The sequence below is a fragment of the Saccharopolyspora dendranthemae genome (assembly GCF_007829955.1).
GTDB lineage: Bacteria > Actinomycetota > Actinomycetes > Mycobacteriales > Pseudonocardiaceae > Saccharopolyspora > Saccharopolyspora dendranthemae.
Genome location: NZ_VIWX01000002.1, coordinates 644,519 through 658,354, shown reverse-complemented (window position 1 = coordinate 658,354; position 13,836 = coordinate 644,519). Strand labels below are relative to the sequence as shown.

At 70.8% G+C, this 13,836-nt stretch carries 14 protein-coding genes; 7 read left to right on the top strand and 7 right to left on the bottom strand.

Annotated elements, in window-relative coordinates:
• Nucleotides 1-84: 84 nt before the first annotated feature.
• The 3 genes from FHU35_RS11800 to FHU35_RS11790 are packed head-to-tail and all read right to left on the bottom strand — an operon-like array spanning nucleotide 85 to nucleotide 3,533.
• The gene (locus FHU35_RS11800) at nucleotides 85-1,254 is read right to left on the bottom strand and encodes an MFS transporter (RefSeq protein WP_145738544.1); all 1,170 of its coding nucleotides are present in this window, start codon (nucleotides 1,252-1,254) and stop codon (nucleotides 85-87) included.
• The gene (locus tag FHU35_RS11795) at nucleotides 1,191-1,856 is read right to left on the bottom strand and encodes a TetR/AcrR family transcriptional regulator (RefSeq protein WP_145738543.1); all 666 of its coding nucleotides are present in this window, start codon (nucleotides 1,854-1,856) and stop codon (nucleotides 1,191-1,193) included. The genes FHU35_RS11800 and FHU35_RS11795 overlap by 64 nt, the downstream gene beginning before the upstream one ends.
• Before the next feature lie 3 nt (nucleotides 1,857-1,859).
• On the bottom strand, nucleotides 1,860-3,533 hold the full coding sequence (locus FHU35_RS11790; RefSeq protein WP_145738542.1) for an ATP-binding cassette domain-containing protein: 1,674 nt from the start codon (nucleotides 3,531-3,533) through the stop codon (nucleotides 1,860-1,862).
• Between the two features lie 94 nt (nucleotides 3,534-3,627).
• On the opposite strand from FHU35_RS11790, the gene FHU35_RS11785 reads away from it, so the two are divergent.
• The 4 genes from FHU35_RS11785 to FHU35_RS11770 all read left to right on the top strand — a co-directional run bounded on the left by FHU35_RS11785 (nucleotide 3,628) and on the right by FHU35_RS11770 (nucleotide 7,198).
• Nucleotides 3,628-5,094, top strand: coding sequence for an amidase (locus FHU35_RS11785; protein ID WP_145738541.1), 1,467 nt, complete (start codon nucleotides 3,628-3,630; stop codon nucleotides 5,092-5,094).
• 7 nt (nucleotides 5,095-5,101) lie between these two features.
• On the top strand, nucleotides 5,102-5,335 hold the full coding sequence (locus FHU35_RS11780; RefSeq protein ID WP_145738540.1) for a hypothetical protein: 234 nt from the start codon (nucleotides 5,102-5,104) through the stop codon (nucleotides 5,333-5,335).
• Nucleotides 5,336-5,443: 108 nt separating this feature from the next.
• Nucleotides 5,444-6,895: a glycine betaine/L-proline transporter ProP gene (proP, locus tag FHU35_RS11775; RefSeq protein ID WP_145738539.1), complete on the top strand. Its 1,452-nt coding sequence runs from the start codon at nucleotides 5,444-5,446 to the stop codon at nucleotides 6,893-6,895.
• A 57-nt stretch (nucleotides 6,896-6,952) separates the two neighbouring features.
• Nucleotides 6,953-7,198 carry a DUF4175 domain-containing protein gene (locus tag FHU35_RS11770; RefSeq protein WP_145738538.1) on the top strand — a complete coding sequence of 82 codons (246 nt, stop codon included), beginning with the start codon at nucleotides 6,953-6,955 and terminating at the stop codon, nucleotides 7,196-7,198.
• 22 nt (nucleotides 7,199-7,220) lie between these two features.
• Here FHU35_RS11770 and FHU35_RS11765 read toward each other — a convergent pair whose 3' ends face one another.
• From FHU35_RS11765 to FHU35_RS11755, 3 genes are all read right to left on the bottom strand, one after another.
• A complete protein-coding gene (locus FHU35_RS11765; protein WP_145738537.1) occupies nucleotides 7,221-9,191 on the bottom strand; it encodes an ATP-binding cassette domain-containing protein in 1,971 nt (656 codons plus the stop codon).
• 206 nt (nucleotides 9,192-9,397) lie between these two features.
• A complete protein-coding gene (locus tag FHU35_RS11760; protein WP_145738536.1) occupies nucleotides 9,398-9,577 on the bottom strand; it encodes a hypothetical protein in 180 nt (59 codons plus the stop codon).
• Between the two features lie 114 nt (nucleotides 9,578-9,691).
• On the bottom strand, nucleotides 9,692-10,255 hold the full coding sequence (locus tag FHU35_RS11755; RefSeq protein ID WP_145738535.1) for a TetR/AcrR family transcriptional regulator: 564 nt from the start codon (nucleotides 10,253-10,255) through the stop codon (nucleotides 9,692-9,694).
• A gap of 100 nt (nucleotides 10,256-10,355) precedes the next feature.
• On the opposite strand from FHU35_RS11755, the gene FHU35_RS11750 reads away from it, so the two are divergent.
• Nucleotides 10,356-11,282 carry an NmrA family NAD(P)-binding protein gene (locus tag FHU35_RS11750; protein ID WP_145738534.1) on the top strand — a complete coding sequence of 309 codons (927 nt, stop codon included), beginning with the start codon at nucleotides 10,356-10,358 and terminating at the stop codon, nucleotides 11,280-11,282.
• A gap of 182 nt (nucleotides 11,283-11,464) precedes the next feature.
• Here the strand turns inward: FHU35_RS11750 and FHU35_RS11745 are convergent, their stop codons facing one another.
• Nucleotides 11,465-12,709 (bottom strand): cytochrome P450, encoded by a 1,245-nt coding sequence (locus FHU35_RS11745; RefSeq protein ID WP_145738533.1) that lies wholly within the window; start codon nucleotides 12,707-12,709, stop codon nucleotides 11,465-11,467.
• 52 nt (nucleotides 12,710-12,761) lie between these two features.
• Between FHU35_RS11745 and FHU35_RS11740 the strand changes: the two genes are divergently transcribed.
• Nucleotides 12,762-13,364, top strand: coding sequence for a TetR/AcrR family transcriptional regulator (locus tag FHU35_RS11740; protein ID WP_186459388.1), 603 nt, complete (start codon nucleotides 12,762-12,764; stop codon nucleotides 13,362-13,364).
• A gap of 124 nt (nucleotides 13,365-13,488) precedes the next feature.
• Nucleotides 13,489-13,827, top strand: a complete 339-nt coding sequence (locus FHU35_RS11735) for a plasmid stabilization protein (RefSeq protein ID WP_145738531.1) — start codon at nucleotides 13,489-13,491, stop codon at nucleotides 13,825-13,827.
• Nucleotides 13,828-13,836: the final 9 nt, after the last annotated feature.

Below are 13,836 nucleotides of genomic sequence, written 5' to 3'. Positions count from 1 at the left end.
GATCACCCCACCCCACCCGACGCGCGGTCGCGGGCGTCGGTCTCGCTGGCGCTCGGACGCGACCCGCAGTCGGAGTGACCGCCCTCAGCCGGGAACGACGACGCGGGTGGCGCGGCCCGCCAGGGCGAGCAGCACCAGCGCGGCGATCGCGAAAGCCGCCGCGCTGAGCGGCAGGACTCCGGGCCCGGCACCGGTGAGGATGACGCCGCCGCCCGCGGCTCCGAGGGACACCCCGAGGTAGGTGCCGGAGGTGTTGAGCGCCAGCGCCTGCCCCGAGACCGGTCCCGCGAGCCGGTGCAGCCGGGCTTGGATCGCCGGTGAGTTCCAGAACGCCATGCCGCCCCACACCGCGGCCACGGCGAGCACGATCGGCAGCGACGCCGGCCGGCTCGCCCAGAGCGCCCACAGCGCGACCATCGCCGCGACGATCATCGTGACGCCGAAGAGCAGGGCGCGATCGGCACCCCAGCGGTCGGTGGCGACCCCGCCCAGCCAGATCCCCGCCATGCCGGCGATCCCGGCGAGGCCGAAGGCGACCGCGCGCTCGTCCACCCCGGCCGTCGTCGTCTCCGCGAGGTACGGGGCGAGGTAGGTCAGCATCATCATGGATCCGGTCATGAGCACGCAGTTGGCCAGCAGCCCCAGCACGATCGGGAGCCGTCGCAGAGCGCGCAGCTGCTCGCCCAGCGCAGGCGCTTCCTCGGCGCCCTCGGGTCGGGGCAAGGTCGTGAGCAGGAGCACGACCACGAGCGCTCCGGCGATCGCCATCGCCGCGAAGGTCCCTCGCCAGCCGAAGGTTCCGCCGATCCAGGTGCCCGCGGGCACCCCTGCGGCGATCGCGCCGGTGACACCCAGCGAGACGACGGCGAGGTAGCTGCCGACCTTCTCCTCCGGGGCGTGCCGCGCCGCGAACGCGAACAGCACCGGTGTGCAGGCGGCCGCCGAGAGCGCGGCGAGCACTCGCAGCACCACCAGGACCGCGAACGACGGGGTCATCGCAGCGGCGGCGTTCGCCGCGATGAACGTCAGCAGCGCTACCGCCAACAACCGCCGCCGAGGCACCCGCGCCAGGGCCACAGCGGCGAGCGGCGCCGCGACCGCGACGGTCGCGGAGAACGCGGTCACCAGCTGCCCGGCCTGACCTTCGGTGACACCGAGCTCCCCCGCCAGTTCGGGGAGGATGCCCGCGATCACGTAGTCGTCGGTGTAGAGCACGAACGCGGCTGCGAGCAGCCCGAACAACCATCCCGGCAACGTGATCTCCCCTGTCCCAGCACCATCTCCAGCTGCGCCCGCAGGACAGCCCTGATCCGGTCGACGCTGACACGCCCGTGCGGCGTCACGGCGTCGGTGGTCAGACCCCCGATCAACGCGGCGACCTGCGCTGCCGAGAGATCGGCGTCGGGCACTCCGAGCGCGTCCAGCGCCTCCCGCAGGACCGCAGCCAGGTCGTCCCCCATGCGCTCGGCCATCGCCCGGAACACCGGAACAGTACGCGACGCCGTGATGAGTTCGACGACCATGATGGCCTCTTCGCGGCGCGCGTCGTCAACGGGCAGGACAGCCTCGACCATCGCTTGCAGCGCGTTGACCGCGGCATCGCCCCGCAGTCCGCGCAGCTGATCGACCGGATGCTCGGAGAGACGACGACCCATCCGAGAACCCGCTTCTTCCGCCGCAGCGGCGAGCAGGTCCTCGTGCCCGTCGAAGTAGTGACGCACCGAACCGATGTTCAGACCCGATTCGTCGGCCACCTTCCGCAGCGACACGTTCTGCCACCCGTCGGCCACGACGAGCCGGAACGCCGCCTCGACCACCTGCTGCCGGCGCTTCTGCGGATCGATCCGGGCAGGCACGGCTCAGCTCCTCCGCCTGTTGACGCGCTTCTCGTCCCAGACGGGCTCGTTGGTCTCACGCACGTCGCCGTCGGCGCCGAACACGAGGAACCGCTCGAAGTCCCGGACGAACCACCGATCGTGCGTGACCGCCAGCACCGTTCCCCGGTACTCCCGCAGCGCCCGCTGGAGCGCTTCCGCCGAGACGAGGTCGAGGTTGTCGGTGGGTTCGTCCAGCAGCAGCATCGTCGCCCCACCGAGCTCGAGCAGCAGGATCTGGAACCTGGCCTGCTGCCCACCGGAGAGCGATTCGAAGCGCTGCTCGGCCGATCTGGCGAGCTCGTAGCGGGCGAGCACTCGGGACGCGTCTTCACGCGGCATGCCCGCGCGGCGCTCATCGCCCCGGTGCAAGATCTCCAGCAGCGTGCGGCCGACGAGGTCCGGGCGACCCCGGTTCTGGACGAACGCGCCCGGTCGCACCCGCGCTCCCAACCGAGCGGCACCCGTGTGCGCGACGGGCTCGATCACCGCGTCCCCAGCCGGTTCCTGCTCCGGCGCAGGATCGCTGCCGCCGGCGGCGAGCAGCCGCAGCAGGTTCGACTTACCCGACCCGTTGGATCCGAGCACGGCGATCCGGTCGCCGTACCAGCCCTCGAAGTCGAAAGCGCCCATCAAACCGGTCAGTTCCAGCGACCGGCAGGTGAGCACGCGCTTTCCGGTGCGCCCACCGCGCAACCGCATGTCGAGCTGTTGCTCCCGGGGCTGCTCTTCCGGGGGCCCGGCCTCCTCGAACCGGGCCAGCCGGGTCTGCGCGGCCCGGTAGCGGGAGGCCATGTCGGAGTTGTAGGCGGCCTTCTGCTTGTACATCAGCACGAGCGAGCGGAGCTTCGCGTGCTCCTCGTCCCACCGTCGGCGCGCCTCGTCCAGCCGCTCGAAGCGCTGCTCCCGCGCTTCGCGGTAGGTCTCGAAACTGCCCGCGTGCTCCCAGGAGGTGTTGCCCGCGGCACCGAGTTCCAGCGTGACGATCGACGTGGCGGTGCGTGCCAGCAGTTCTCGGTCGTGGCTGACGTAGAGCACGCCTTTGGTGGTCGACCGGAGCTGCTGCTCCAGCCACCGCTTGCCCGGGACGTCGAGCGAGTTGTCCGGCTCGTCCAGCAGCAGCAGATCGTCCGGGCCGCGCAGCAGCGCCTCCAGCGCGAGACGTTTCTGCTCGCCACCGGAAAGAGCGGACAGCGGGCGGTCCCGGCACAGGTCGAACGGCACGCCGAGAGCCGCGACCGAGCAGGTGTCCCACAAGACCTCGGCGTCGTAACCGCCCGCGTCGCCCCACGCGGCGACCGCCGAGGCGAAGGCCATCTGCGATTCCGCGGTCCCGCGGTCTTCCATCACGGCTTCGGCCTGCGCGAGCGCGGCCGCCGCGCTCCGGATCCGGGGAGGCGCGACCGACAGCAGCAACTCCCGCACCGTGCTGCCGGAGATGAACTGGCGCATCACTCCCAGGCTGCCTTCGCGGGTCACCGCCCCGGACTCCGGCACGAGCTCACCGATGACGGTCCGCAGCAACGTGGTCTTCCCGGTGCCGTTCGCGCCGATCAGCGCGACCCGCTCTCCCCCGCCGACGCTGAACGAGACATCACGCAGCAGCGGACGACCGTCCGCGAGCGCGTAGGCCACCGAACCCACATCCAACCGTGCCACTCCGGAAAACTATCACAGGTGTGATAAATAGGCCGATGGCGTTGTGCGCAAAGGAATTTTATGGCTCTTCGCAGGGGTCGCTACGTTCCGAAGCATGGACTGGAACTACGCGACGGCCGAAGAACTCCGGACCGCCTTGCGCGGCGGTGACGTGACATCGATGGAGGTGACCGACGAGGCGATCACGCACATCGAGCGTCTCGACGAAACGATCAACGCGATCTGCCAACCGGACTTCGACCGCGCGCGGGCTACCGCCCTCGAAGCCGATCGGGCGCGCGCACGAGGCGAGGACCGGCCGCTGCTCGGCATCCCGGTGACGGTCAAGGAGTCCTACGACATCGCCGGGCTGCCCACCACCTGGGGCATGCCCGAGCACCGCGACTTCGTACCGGAGCAGGACGCGGTGCAGGTCTCGCGGCTCCGCGACGCCGGCGCGGTGGTGCTCGGCAAGACCAACGTGCCCTTGGGGCTGCAGGACCTGCAGAGCTACAACGAGATCTACGGGACCACCCACAACCCGTGGGATCGCAGCAGGACGCCGGGCGGGTCCTCCGGAGGGTCGGCGGCGGCCCTGGCAGCCGGGTTCGGGACCTTGTCGATCGGTTCCGACATCGGTGGTTCGCTGCGCACGCCCGCGCACTTCTGCGGCGTCTACGCGCACAAGCCCACCCTCGGGCTGGCGGCCAACCGCGGGATGGTCGCGCCCACCACGCCCGCCCTTCCGGTCGACCTCGACCTCGCCGTCGTGGGACCGATGGCCCGCACCGCCCGCGACCTCTCCCTCCTGCTCGACGTCATGGCCGGGCCAGATCCGCTGACGTTCGGCGTGGCGCACTCGTTGACCCTGCCGCCCGCACGTCACCAGGAGCTCAGCGACTTCCGGGTCCTGGTCCTCGACCAGCATCCGCTCATCCCGACCGCGGCGGCCGTGAAGGAGGGCGTGGAACGGGTGGCCGGGGCGCTCGTCGAGAGCGGGGCCCGCGTCGAGCGGCGCAGTCCGCTGCTGCCCGATCTGGCCGAAGCCGCGACGCTCTACACGACGTTGCTGGCCTCGGGCTCCGTCGTGCGCTTTCCCGTCGGATCGCTGGAGGAACTGCGAACCCGGGCAGCCGAACTGGGCGCGGACGACACGAGTCTCGACGCGGCACGACTGCGGGGGATGGTGTTGAGCCACCGCGACTGGCTGGAGGCCAACACCTCTCGCGAGCTCCACCGCAGGGGATGGCGTGAGCTCTTCGCCGAGTTCGACGCCGTGGTGTGCCCGACCTCGCCGACTCCCGCGTTCCCGCACGACCACACCCCCGAGCCGCTGGAACGCCAGATCGCCATCGACGGCGTCGGGCACCCCTACTTCGACCAGCTGGTCTGGGCGGGCCTGGCCACGATGCCCGGTCTGCCCGCCACGGCCGTACCAGCGGGACGGAGCTCCGACGGCCTGCCGGTGGGAGTGCAGATCATCGGCCCGATGTTCGAGGACCGCACGCCGCTGCGCCTCGCCGAACTGATCGAGCAGCGGATCGGCGGATTCCAGGTCCCGATCGGATCGCGCACCAGATGAGTCCCTTGTGGACGCACGGGGGCGGGGCGCCGAGGATCCCACCTCCTGGGGTGGCGCGCGAACCGGATCCGTCGAACGGCTGATCCTGTCGCGACGAGGTTTGGACGACCGCGCAGGTGCCGACCCGAAGGGGCGGACCGACGACCACCGGAACAGGAGGCCGGCAGCCGAACCGTCCAGGGTCCACGACAAGAGCTACGACCTCGTCGCGGTGCTCCACCAGTCGTTGCCGAACACCTGACGTCGTGACGAGTTCGTGAAGGAAGTGCTGCAGGCGCCCGGGTTTCGCACCCGGGCGATCGCGCGGGTGCGAAACCCGGGCGTGAACACCGACGGCTGAGGGGTGGGCATGGCTGCCGCGACGAACCGGGGACGATGGCCTCACCGGCGCAGGCGGAACCGACCCACACCCGAAGACGTGACGATCGTCGAGGAGCCGAAGGTCCGCAGAGCGGTCGCGGCCGCGGCCATCGGGAACACGATGGAATGGTTCGACTTCGGCGTCTTCAGCTACATCACCGTCGTGATCAGCCAGGTCTTCTTCCCGTCGAGCAGCCCGACCGCTCAGCTGCTTTCCACCTTCGCCACCTTCGCGGTGGCGTTCCTGGTGCGGCCGCTGGGCGGCTTCTTCTTCGGACCGCTCGGCGACCGCATCGGACGCCGCAAGGTCCTCGCCATCACGATGGTGACCATGGCCGCCGGAACGTTCGCGATCGGTCTGATCCCCAGCTACGCCAGCATCGGCATCGGTGCGCCCATCCTGCTGCTCGTCGCCCGGCTAGTGCAGGGCTTCTCGACCGGTGGGGAGTACGGCGGTGCCACGACGTTCGTGGCCGAGTTCTCCCCCGACCGCAGGCGGGGTTTCATGGGCAGCTGGCTGGAATTCGGCACACTCGTCGGGTATTCGCTGGGCGCGGCGGTCGTGACCATCTTGACGATCACGCTCCCCGAGGACGCCCTGCTGAGCTGGGGTTGGCGGATCCCGTTCCTGCTCGGCGGACCGCTCGGGCTGATCGGGCTCTACCTCCGGTTCCGGCTGGAGGAGACGCCGGCCTTCCAGCAGACGGGCCAGTCCGATGACGTCGACGACTCCGAGGAGAACCCGCGCAACACCTTCCGCGAGATCTTCGTGGACAGCTGGCGGCCGCTGCTGGTCTGCATCGGCCTGGTGCTGGTCTTCAACGTCACCAACTACATGCTCACCGCCTACATGCCGACCTACCTGACCGTCGTTCTCGGCTTCAGCCACCCGCAGTCGCTCGTGCTGGTGCTGGCCGTGCTCGTGATGGTGATCGGCCTGGTCGTGCGGCTGGGATGGCGTTCGGACCAGTGGGGGCGCCTGCCGATCGTCACGGCGGGAAGCGCCGCGCTCATCGTGCTCGCGGTGCCGATCTTCCTGCTCATGAGCCTCGGGCACTGGTGGTCGGTGTTCGTGGGCGTCCTCCTGCTGGGTCTGATCCTGGTCTGCTTCAGCGGGACCCTGCCCTCGACGATCCCGGCTCTGTTCCGCACACCCGTCCGATACGGTGGGGTGTCGATCGGATTCAACATCGCCGTGGCCCTGTTCGGCGGCACCACCCCGCTGATCTCCGAGGCGCTGATCGGCACCACCGGCAACACGATCGCCCCGGCGTTCCTGCTGGTGTTCGCCGGCGCCGTCGGGCTCGTCGCGGTGCTGTTCACCCGCGAGTCCGCTCGCCGGGCGCTCCCGGGCTCCGCCCCGACGGCCGCCAGCCCCGCGGAAGCGCGCAAGACCGCCCGCGAACAGCGCCACGACACCGCCGACGACCCGGACGGCTGACGATGCGACATCGGCCCGCCGGTGAGGTGAGGCGGTCCCAGGAGGTGACCGGGAGGCATGGGAGAACGCGAAGGCACCGATGACGAACGAGCGCTGCCGGGCGGTCAGGTGCCGAGCGCGCTGACCCTGTGGTTGTGGCTGGCCGGGATCGGCGCGGTCTTCTGCGCGGTCGTGGCCGTGCTGCTGTTCCTGTGGCTGCCGGAGCCGGCGTGGGTCGCGTGGGTTCTGGTGATCCTCGCGGTGATCGCGGCGGCGGACTTCTGCTGGATCGCGCGACGTGCGCGCCGCGACGGTCCCGGCTGACCTCTTCCGGCGGAAAGCTCCGTCACTCGTTCCCGCATCGGCCGCACCGACCGTCCTCGGCGTAGGCGCTCGCTTGGATGGTGAACAGTTCCCGGTACAGGCCGCGTGCGTCCATCAGCTCCTCGTGGGTCCCGGACTCCGCCACCTCCCCCGCGCTCATGACCACGATGCGGTGGGCGTGGCGGACGTTGGCCAGCCGGTGGGTGACCAGGATCGTGGTCCGGTGCTTCCCACTGCCCCGCGCGTCCCGGGTCGCGTGCTGGAGACCGGCGAACACGCGCGCCTCCGCCTTCGCGTCGAGAGCGGCGGTCGGCTCGTCCGCCACCAGCACCGACGCTCCACCGCGGTAGATGCCGCGAGCGACGCCGATGCGCTGCCACCCGCCGCCGGAGAGCTCGTGCCCCCTCCGGAACTGGCGCGACAGCACGGTGTCGTGCCCGTGGGGAAGCCCGGCGAGGACGTCGCCTGCCCCGGACTCGCCCAGCGCTGCGTCCCACCTGCCGTCGAACGGTTCTTCGGCCCCCAGGTCGCCGATGCGGACGTTGGTGGCAGCCGTCATCGGCCACCGGGCCGGACTCTGATCGATCAGCGCGATCTGCTCGGCCACGCCCCGAGGTTCTACCGCGGCCAGGTCCACCTCGTCCCACAGCACCCGCCCCTCGGTCGGCGGGTACAGGCCGGTGAGCACCTTGCCCAGCGTGGTCTTGCCGGACCCGTTCTCCCCGACGAGGGCGACGACCTCACCTCGGTGGAACGTCAGGTCGATGCCGCGCAGCGACGGTGCGTCGGAACCCGGGTAGCGGAACGACACGTTCTCCAGCCGGATCGTGCCCGGATCGCGCGGGGCCGGCAGTCCCGCGGCCGGCCGGCTCCGCCTGCCCGCCTCGGCGAGGAGCTGCTGGTAGAAGCGCAAGTAGAACGAGTGCTCGTAGAGCCGGTTGACCGACACCATCGTGATCGACAGCGCACTCGCGGCGGCGCGCATCGCGATGACCGCCGCGCCCGCGATGGCCAGCGGCATCGCAGCGGTGTAGAGCAGCAGACCGAGCACGCAGTACGCCAGTCCCGTGCCGATCCCGGCCAGCGTGCGGCCGATCAGCCGCGTCCGGGTCTGGCGGTGCTCGGAGCGGATCGCTTCGGCGGTGACCTGATCGGCGATGCGGCGGTGCTCCACCAGCAACGGCTCCTGCAGGTTCAGCGCTGTCCGCTCGGTGCTCACGTCCCTGGCGACGAGCAGGTTCTCGGCCACGTGCAACCGAAGCCGCCGCGCGACCAGGCTCAGGAAGCTCAGGTATCCTTGCTTCGCGGCGCGCATGGACGCCCACGCCTCGGCGGCGGTCGGCAGCAGGAGAACGGGGAGCAGCCACGGGTTCAGCACCGCGGCCGTGACCAGCGCCGCGGTGAGCGACACGAGAGCCGACGAGATCTGGGTGATGCTGCGGATGCTGGATTCCACGGCTTGCACGCCCTGGTACCCGCCCTGGCGGGCCAGTTCCTGGAAGTCGGGGTCTTCCCACGCCAGCAGTTCCACCTCGGCGACGGCCGCGTTGAGCCGGTCCTGAGCGGCCCGGCGCACGAGCGGCATCAGCACGCCCTCGACCGCCGAGACCGCGGTCTGCAGCAGGCCGCGCAGCGCGAAGGCCGCTACCACCACGGCGATCGCCGGCAGCGAGGCCACCACGCGCTCGGGTGTGGGGCCGGTCGTGAGCAGCTGCGTCAGGACTCCGGCCGTGGCGAACAGGCCGAACGCCGATGCGCAGCCCGAAGCCAGCTGGACGACGCCCGCCAGCGAGGTGCGACCCGGCGCGGCTTCGAAGGCCAGGCCAATCACCACCCTGGCCGCAGTCGGCAGTTCGCGCACGGTCTGCCACAACCCCGCGCCCGCGACCTTCTGGTCCACGTCCGCCCACACGGGCGGTTCCAGGTCTTCCACCCCGATCAGCGGGCCGGGCGCCGTGGCGCGCTCCTGCGTTGCGCTCGTGTCCCGCGGCATGTGACCCCCGTCGTCGCCACCACTGCGGGGACCCCAGTTCCCCGCCGACGACCTCAAGGCTGCCGCACGGCAGCGGCCACGGACCGGGAATCACGCGGAAATGGTTCTTCAGGAGCCGGTTTCACGCCATCGGCCTCCCCGCGCATCACCCGGAAGCCGCAACGCCGACGGGGTTCGGCGCCGCGGTCCTCTTCCGGGAGGGCGACTCAGCGCTCCGCCGACGGGTCCGGACGGATGTTGGTCACCGGGTCGTCGTCCGCCGGCGGTTCGGCGTCGAGCGCCTCGTCGGCGCGCTGGCTCTGACCGCTCCGGAGGTGCGCCTCCATCTCCTTCTCCAGCTCGTCGTCCTTCTTCGGTCCGTGCTTGTCCGAGCCTCGCTCCATCATGTCGGCTCCTTCCCGTCACGAGGGCCTCATCCCTCGCCCTACCCGCGTCGGGGCGCGCGGAAACCGACCACCTCGGGGAAGTCCGATGTGGACGTACCGCGACCGCCGCGCGGCTCAGCCCTGCGGGCTCAGACCCGCGACGACCAGGCGGAACAGCCGCTGCGCCGCCGAGGTGGGGTCAGGGCGGTGCTCGGTGGCGAGCGCGATGCCGACGGCGAGCGCGATGAGGTCCCCGACGGTGGTGCCCGGCGCCACGGCGCGGTCCTGGGCGGCGCGGTGCACCAGCGGGCCCGCCGCGTCTTCCAGCACCGCCGAGCAGGCGTTGTCCTGCGTGGGATCGGATCCGTCGTCGTAGGCCAGCGCGACCGCCAAACCCCTGGCGGAGACGCAGTAGTCGACGACCTCGCTGAGCCATCCCAGCAGCGCCTCCCGGCTGTCGCCCTCGTCCGCGAGCTCGTGGGCGCGGACGCGCAGGGCCTCCACCCGCTTGCGGGAGACCGCCTCCAAGACGGCCCGACGGCTCGGGAAGTGCCGGCGCACGGTCCCCGAGCCCACTCCCGCGGTGCGCGCGATCTGCTCCAGGGACGCGTCGGCCCCGCGAGCAGCGACCTCCTCCTCCGCCACCGCGAGGATGCGCGCGTAGTTGCGCCGAGCGTCGGCGCGCCGCTGATCAGGCATGGGCTGCTCCCGTGCTTGCTAAGTGGCGGGGTCCGCCGTATCGTACCGGAAGCACAAACGGCGGTCCCCGCCGTTTGTGACGACGAGCTGGAGGACCACCATGCCGACCGACACCGCCCCCGTTCTGGTCACCGGCGCCACCGGCAAGCAAGGCGGCGCGACCGCCCGCGCCCTGCGCGCTGCCGGTGTTCCCGTCCGCGCTCTCGTGCGCGACCCGGCCACACCGCGCGCCGAGACCCTCGAAGCGCTCGGGGCCGAGCTCGTCACGGGCGATCTTCGCGACCGCGATTCCCTGCTCCGGGCCGCCGAGGGCGTCCGCGCCGTCTTCTCGGTGCAGATGCCGGAGATGACCGCAGCGGGCTTCGACTTCGACGGCGAGGTCACCCAGGGCGTCAACCTGATCGAGGCCGCCGAAGCCGCCGGCGTGCCGCAGTTCGTGCACACGTCGGTCACCGGCGCCGGCCAGCACACCGAGATCCCCGGCTGGGACGAGAGCCGCTGGTCTGCCATGCACGCCACCCTGTCGGCCAAGACCGCGATCCAGGACCGCGTCCGCACAGCGGGACTCCGGCGCTGGACCCTCCTCAAGCCCGGCACCTTCATGGAGAACTTCCTCCCCTCCACGGCATTCCTGTTCCCGCGCGGCGTCGAAGGCGGCCTGGTGAGCGTCCTGAACCCCGGGACGCGGCTCTCCCTGGTAGCGGTGGACGACATCGGCACCGCAGCCGCCGCCGCGATCGCGGCGCCCGAGCAGTTCGACCGGGTCGAGCTGGAGCTGGCCGGCGACCACCTGTCGATGACCGAGATCGCCGAGACGCTCTCCCGGGTCCTGGGCACGCCGCTGTCCGCGCCGGACATGACCGAAGCGCAAGCCGTCGCCGCCGGAATGCCCCCGATGGGCGCATCGCACGCGTGGCTGAACGTGGCGGGCCAGCCGGGACGCCCGGAGTTCGCCCGCGCTCTCGGAGTTCCGGTGACCGGCTTCGCAACGTGGGCGGCCGAGCACATGAGCCCCGCACTGCGGTGACGTCAAGGCGATCTCAACGACACCCGGGGAACCGCCGCGCGCCGTGCGCGCGGCGGCGGGCGCACGCCTCCTCCGCCCGGGATCGACTGGACTACGAGCAGAACCTGTAGCGCCCCAATGGTTCTGCCCTCGCGGCGTACTCCGAACGGAGGCGACCGGGCAGGTAATCCGGCGGGAGTCGGCTACGCGTAGCTGACGGGGAGTTCCTTGATCCCGTTGAGCCACCCGGACCGAAGTCGGGCGACCTCTCCCGCGCGGCTGATGTCGGGGGCCAGGTCGGCGACGGCGTCGAAGATCTGGCGGATCTCCATGCGAGCGAGGTTCGCACCGATGCAGTAGTGGGCGCCGTGCCCGCCGAAGCCGAGGTGCGGGTTGGGGTCTCGGCTGATGTCGAAGGTGAGCGGATCGGTGAACACGTCGTCGTCGTAGTTCGCGCTGGCGTAGAACAACCCAACGCGCTGCCCCTTCTTGATCTCGACCCCGCTCAGCTCGGTGTCCTCGAGGGCCGTGCGCTGGAACGAGGTGACCGGCGTGGCCCAGCGGACGACCTCGTCCATCATCGTGCCCGGCCGCTCGTCCTTCCACAGCCGCCACTGCTCGGGGTTGTCGAAGAAGGCGTTCATCCCGTGGGACGTGGCGTTGCGCGTGGTCTCGTTGCCCGCCACCGCCAGAGCGATGACGAAGAAGCCGAATTCGTCGTCGGTGAGACCGCGGCCGTCGACGTCGGCCTTGACGAGCTTGGTGACGATGTCCTCGCGCGGGTTCTCGCGGCGGTCGGCGGCCAGGACCATCGAGTACATCAGGACTTCGGCGGCGGCGGCTTCGGGATCGTGGTCGGCCCGCGCCAGGTCCGGGTCATCGGAACCGGTCATCTGGTTGGTCCAGTCGAAGATCTTCCGGCGGTCCTCGGCCGGGATGCCGAGCATGTCGCCGATCACCTCGAGCGGGAACTGCGAGGCGATCTGGTCGACGAAGTTGCCACCACCGGTCTCGACGGCCTCGCCGACGATGCGCCGGGCGCGTTCCCCCAACGCCTCTTCCAGCGCGCCGATGGCGCGCGGGGTGAAACCGCGACTGATGATCTTCCGGAGCTGGGTGTGCTCGGGCGGGTCCTGGTTGATGATCACGACCTTGCTCGGCTCGACCGATTCGCGGGTGGCCGTTTCCGGGTTGCGGATGATCACCCCGTTCTCGTGGCTGCTGAACAGCTTGGTGTTCCTGGAAACAGCCGCGACGTCGGCGTGCTTGGTCAGGGCCCAGTACCCGTTCCCGGATTCCTGGGACATGCCCGCGCGGGCCTCGGGAACCTGCTCGACCCAGCAGATCGGAGCGGCACTGCGCAGGGCGGCGAACTGCTCGTGCGGAACGCCGTCGAGGTTGAGGTCGGGGTCGGTGAAGTCGAAGCCTGCGGGCAACGGAGTGACCATGACCCGGGACCATACACATCATGAAAAGTGTATGGAATGGGATACTGAAACCATGCGAGCGCACGGATGGGCAGGCAGTCCCCCAGCGGATGCCTCGGAGGCGCGCGCCAGGATCCTGGCGGCGACCCGGGAGCGCCTGACCGACGCCGGCAGCACCAGCACGGCCGAGATCGCCGAGCGCGTCGGCATCACCCGGCAGACCGTGTACCGCTACTTCCCCACCACCGAAGGACTGCTCAACGCCGCCGCGAACCAGGCCATCGCCGACCTCACCGCGGATCTCGTCGAGCACGTCCGGACGCACCTGGCCGCGACCGGCGGGGACGCCGGGGATGCGGCGGTCGAGGTCGTCGCCTACGTCTTCGAGCACCTGCGCGACGATCCGGCGTTGAACCGGCTGCTCGCGCCCGGCCGGATGAGCGGCACCGTCGCCAACCTGACCTCGACGTCCTCGATCGACATCGGCCGGAACCTGATCACGGGGTTCGGGATCGACTGGCAGGCCTTGGGCTGGGACGAGGCGAGGCAGCGGGAACTCGTCGAGCACCTGCTGCGGACGCTGCAGTCGCTGGTCCTGGACCCGGGCGAGCCGGCGCGCTCCGGCACCGCGCTGCGCTCCTACCTGCAACGCTGGCTCGCCCCGGCACTGCGCTAGCAGCGCTCCGCAGGCGACCGCTCCTGTCAGAGGTGGAGGTGTTCTCGCGCCGGGAACCGGGTAGGCCCCGGGGACGAGGACAACTCGTCGAGTCCCGCACGAGGCGGGGAAGGAGCGGAGCGCAGTGCCGCAACGAGCGTGGAACCAGAAGCAGGAACGGCAGTACGAGCACATCAAGGAGCAGACCCGGCAGCGCGGCTCCAGCGAGAGCCGGGCCGAGGAGATCGCGGCGCGCACGGTGAACAAGGACCGAGCTCAGCGAGGGCAGGCCCGGCAGCGCAGCAAGACCTCGGTGCAGGACATCTCGCCCGAACGCCGCGGTGGTCTCCGCTCCGGGAACCGCGAAGGCCCTGGCGGACGCACCAAGCAGCAGCTCTACGACGACGCCCGCCGAGCGCACGTCCCCGGACGCTCCACGATGTCCAAGAGCGAGCTCGAGGACGCGCTGCGCAGGAAGCGCTAGGAGCGATCA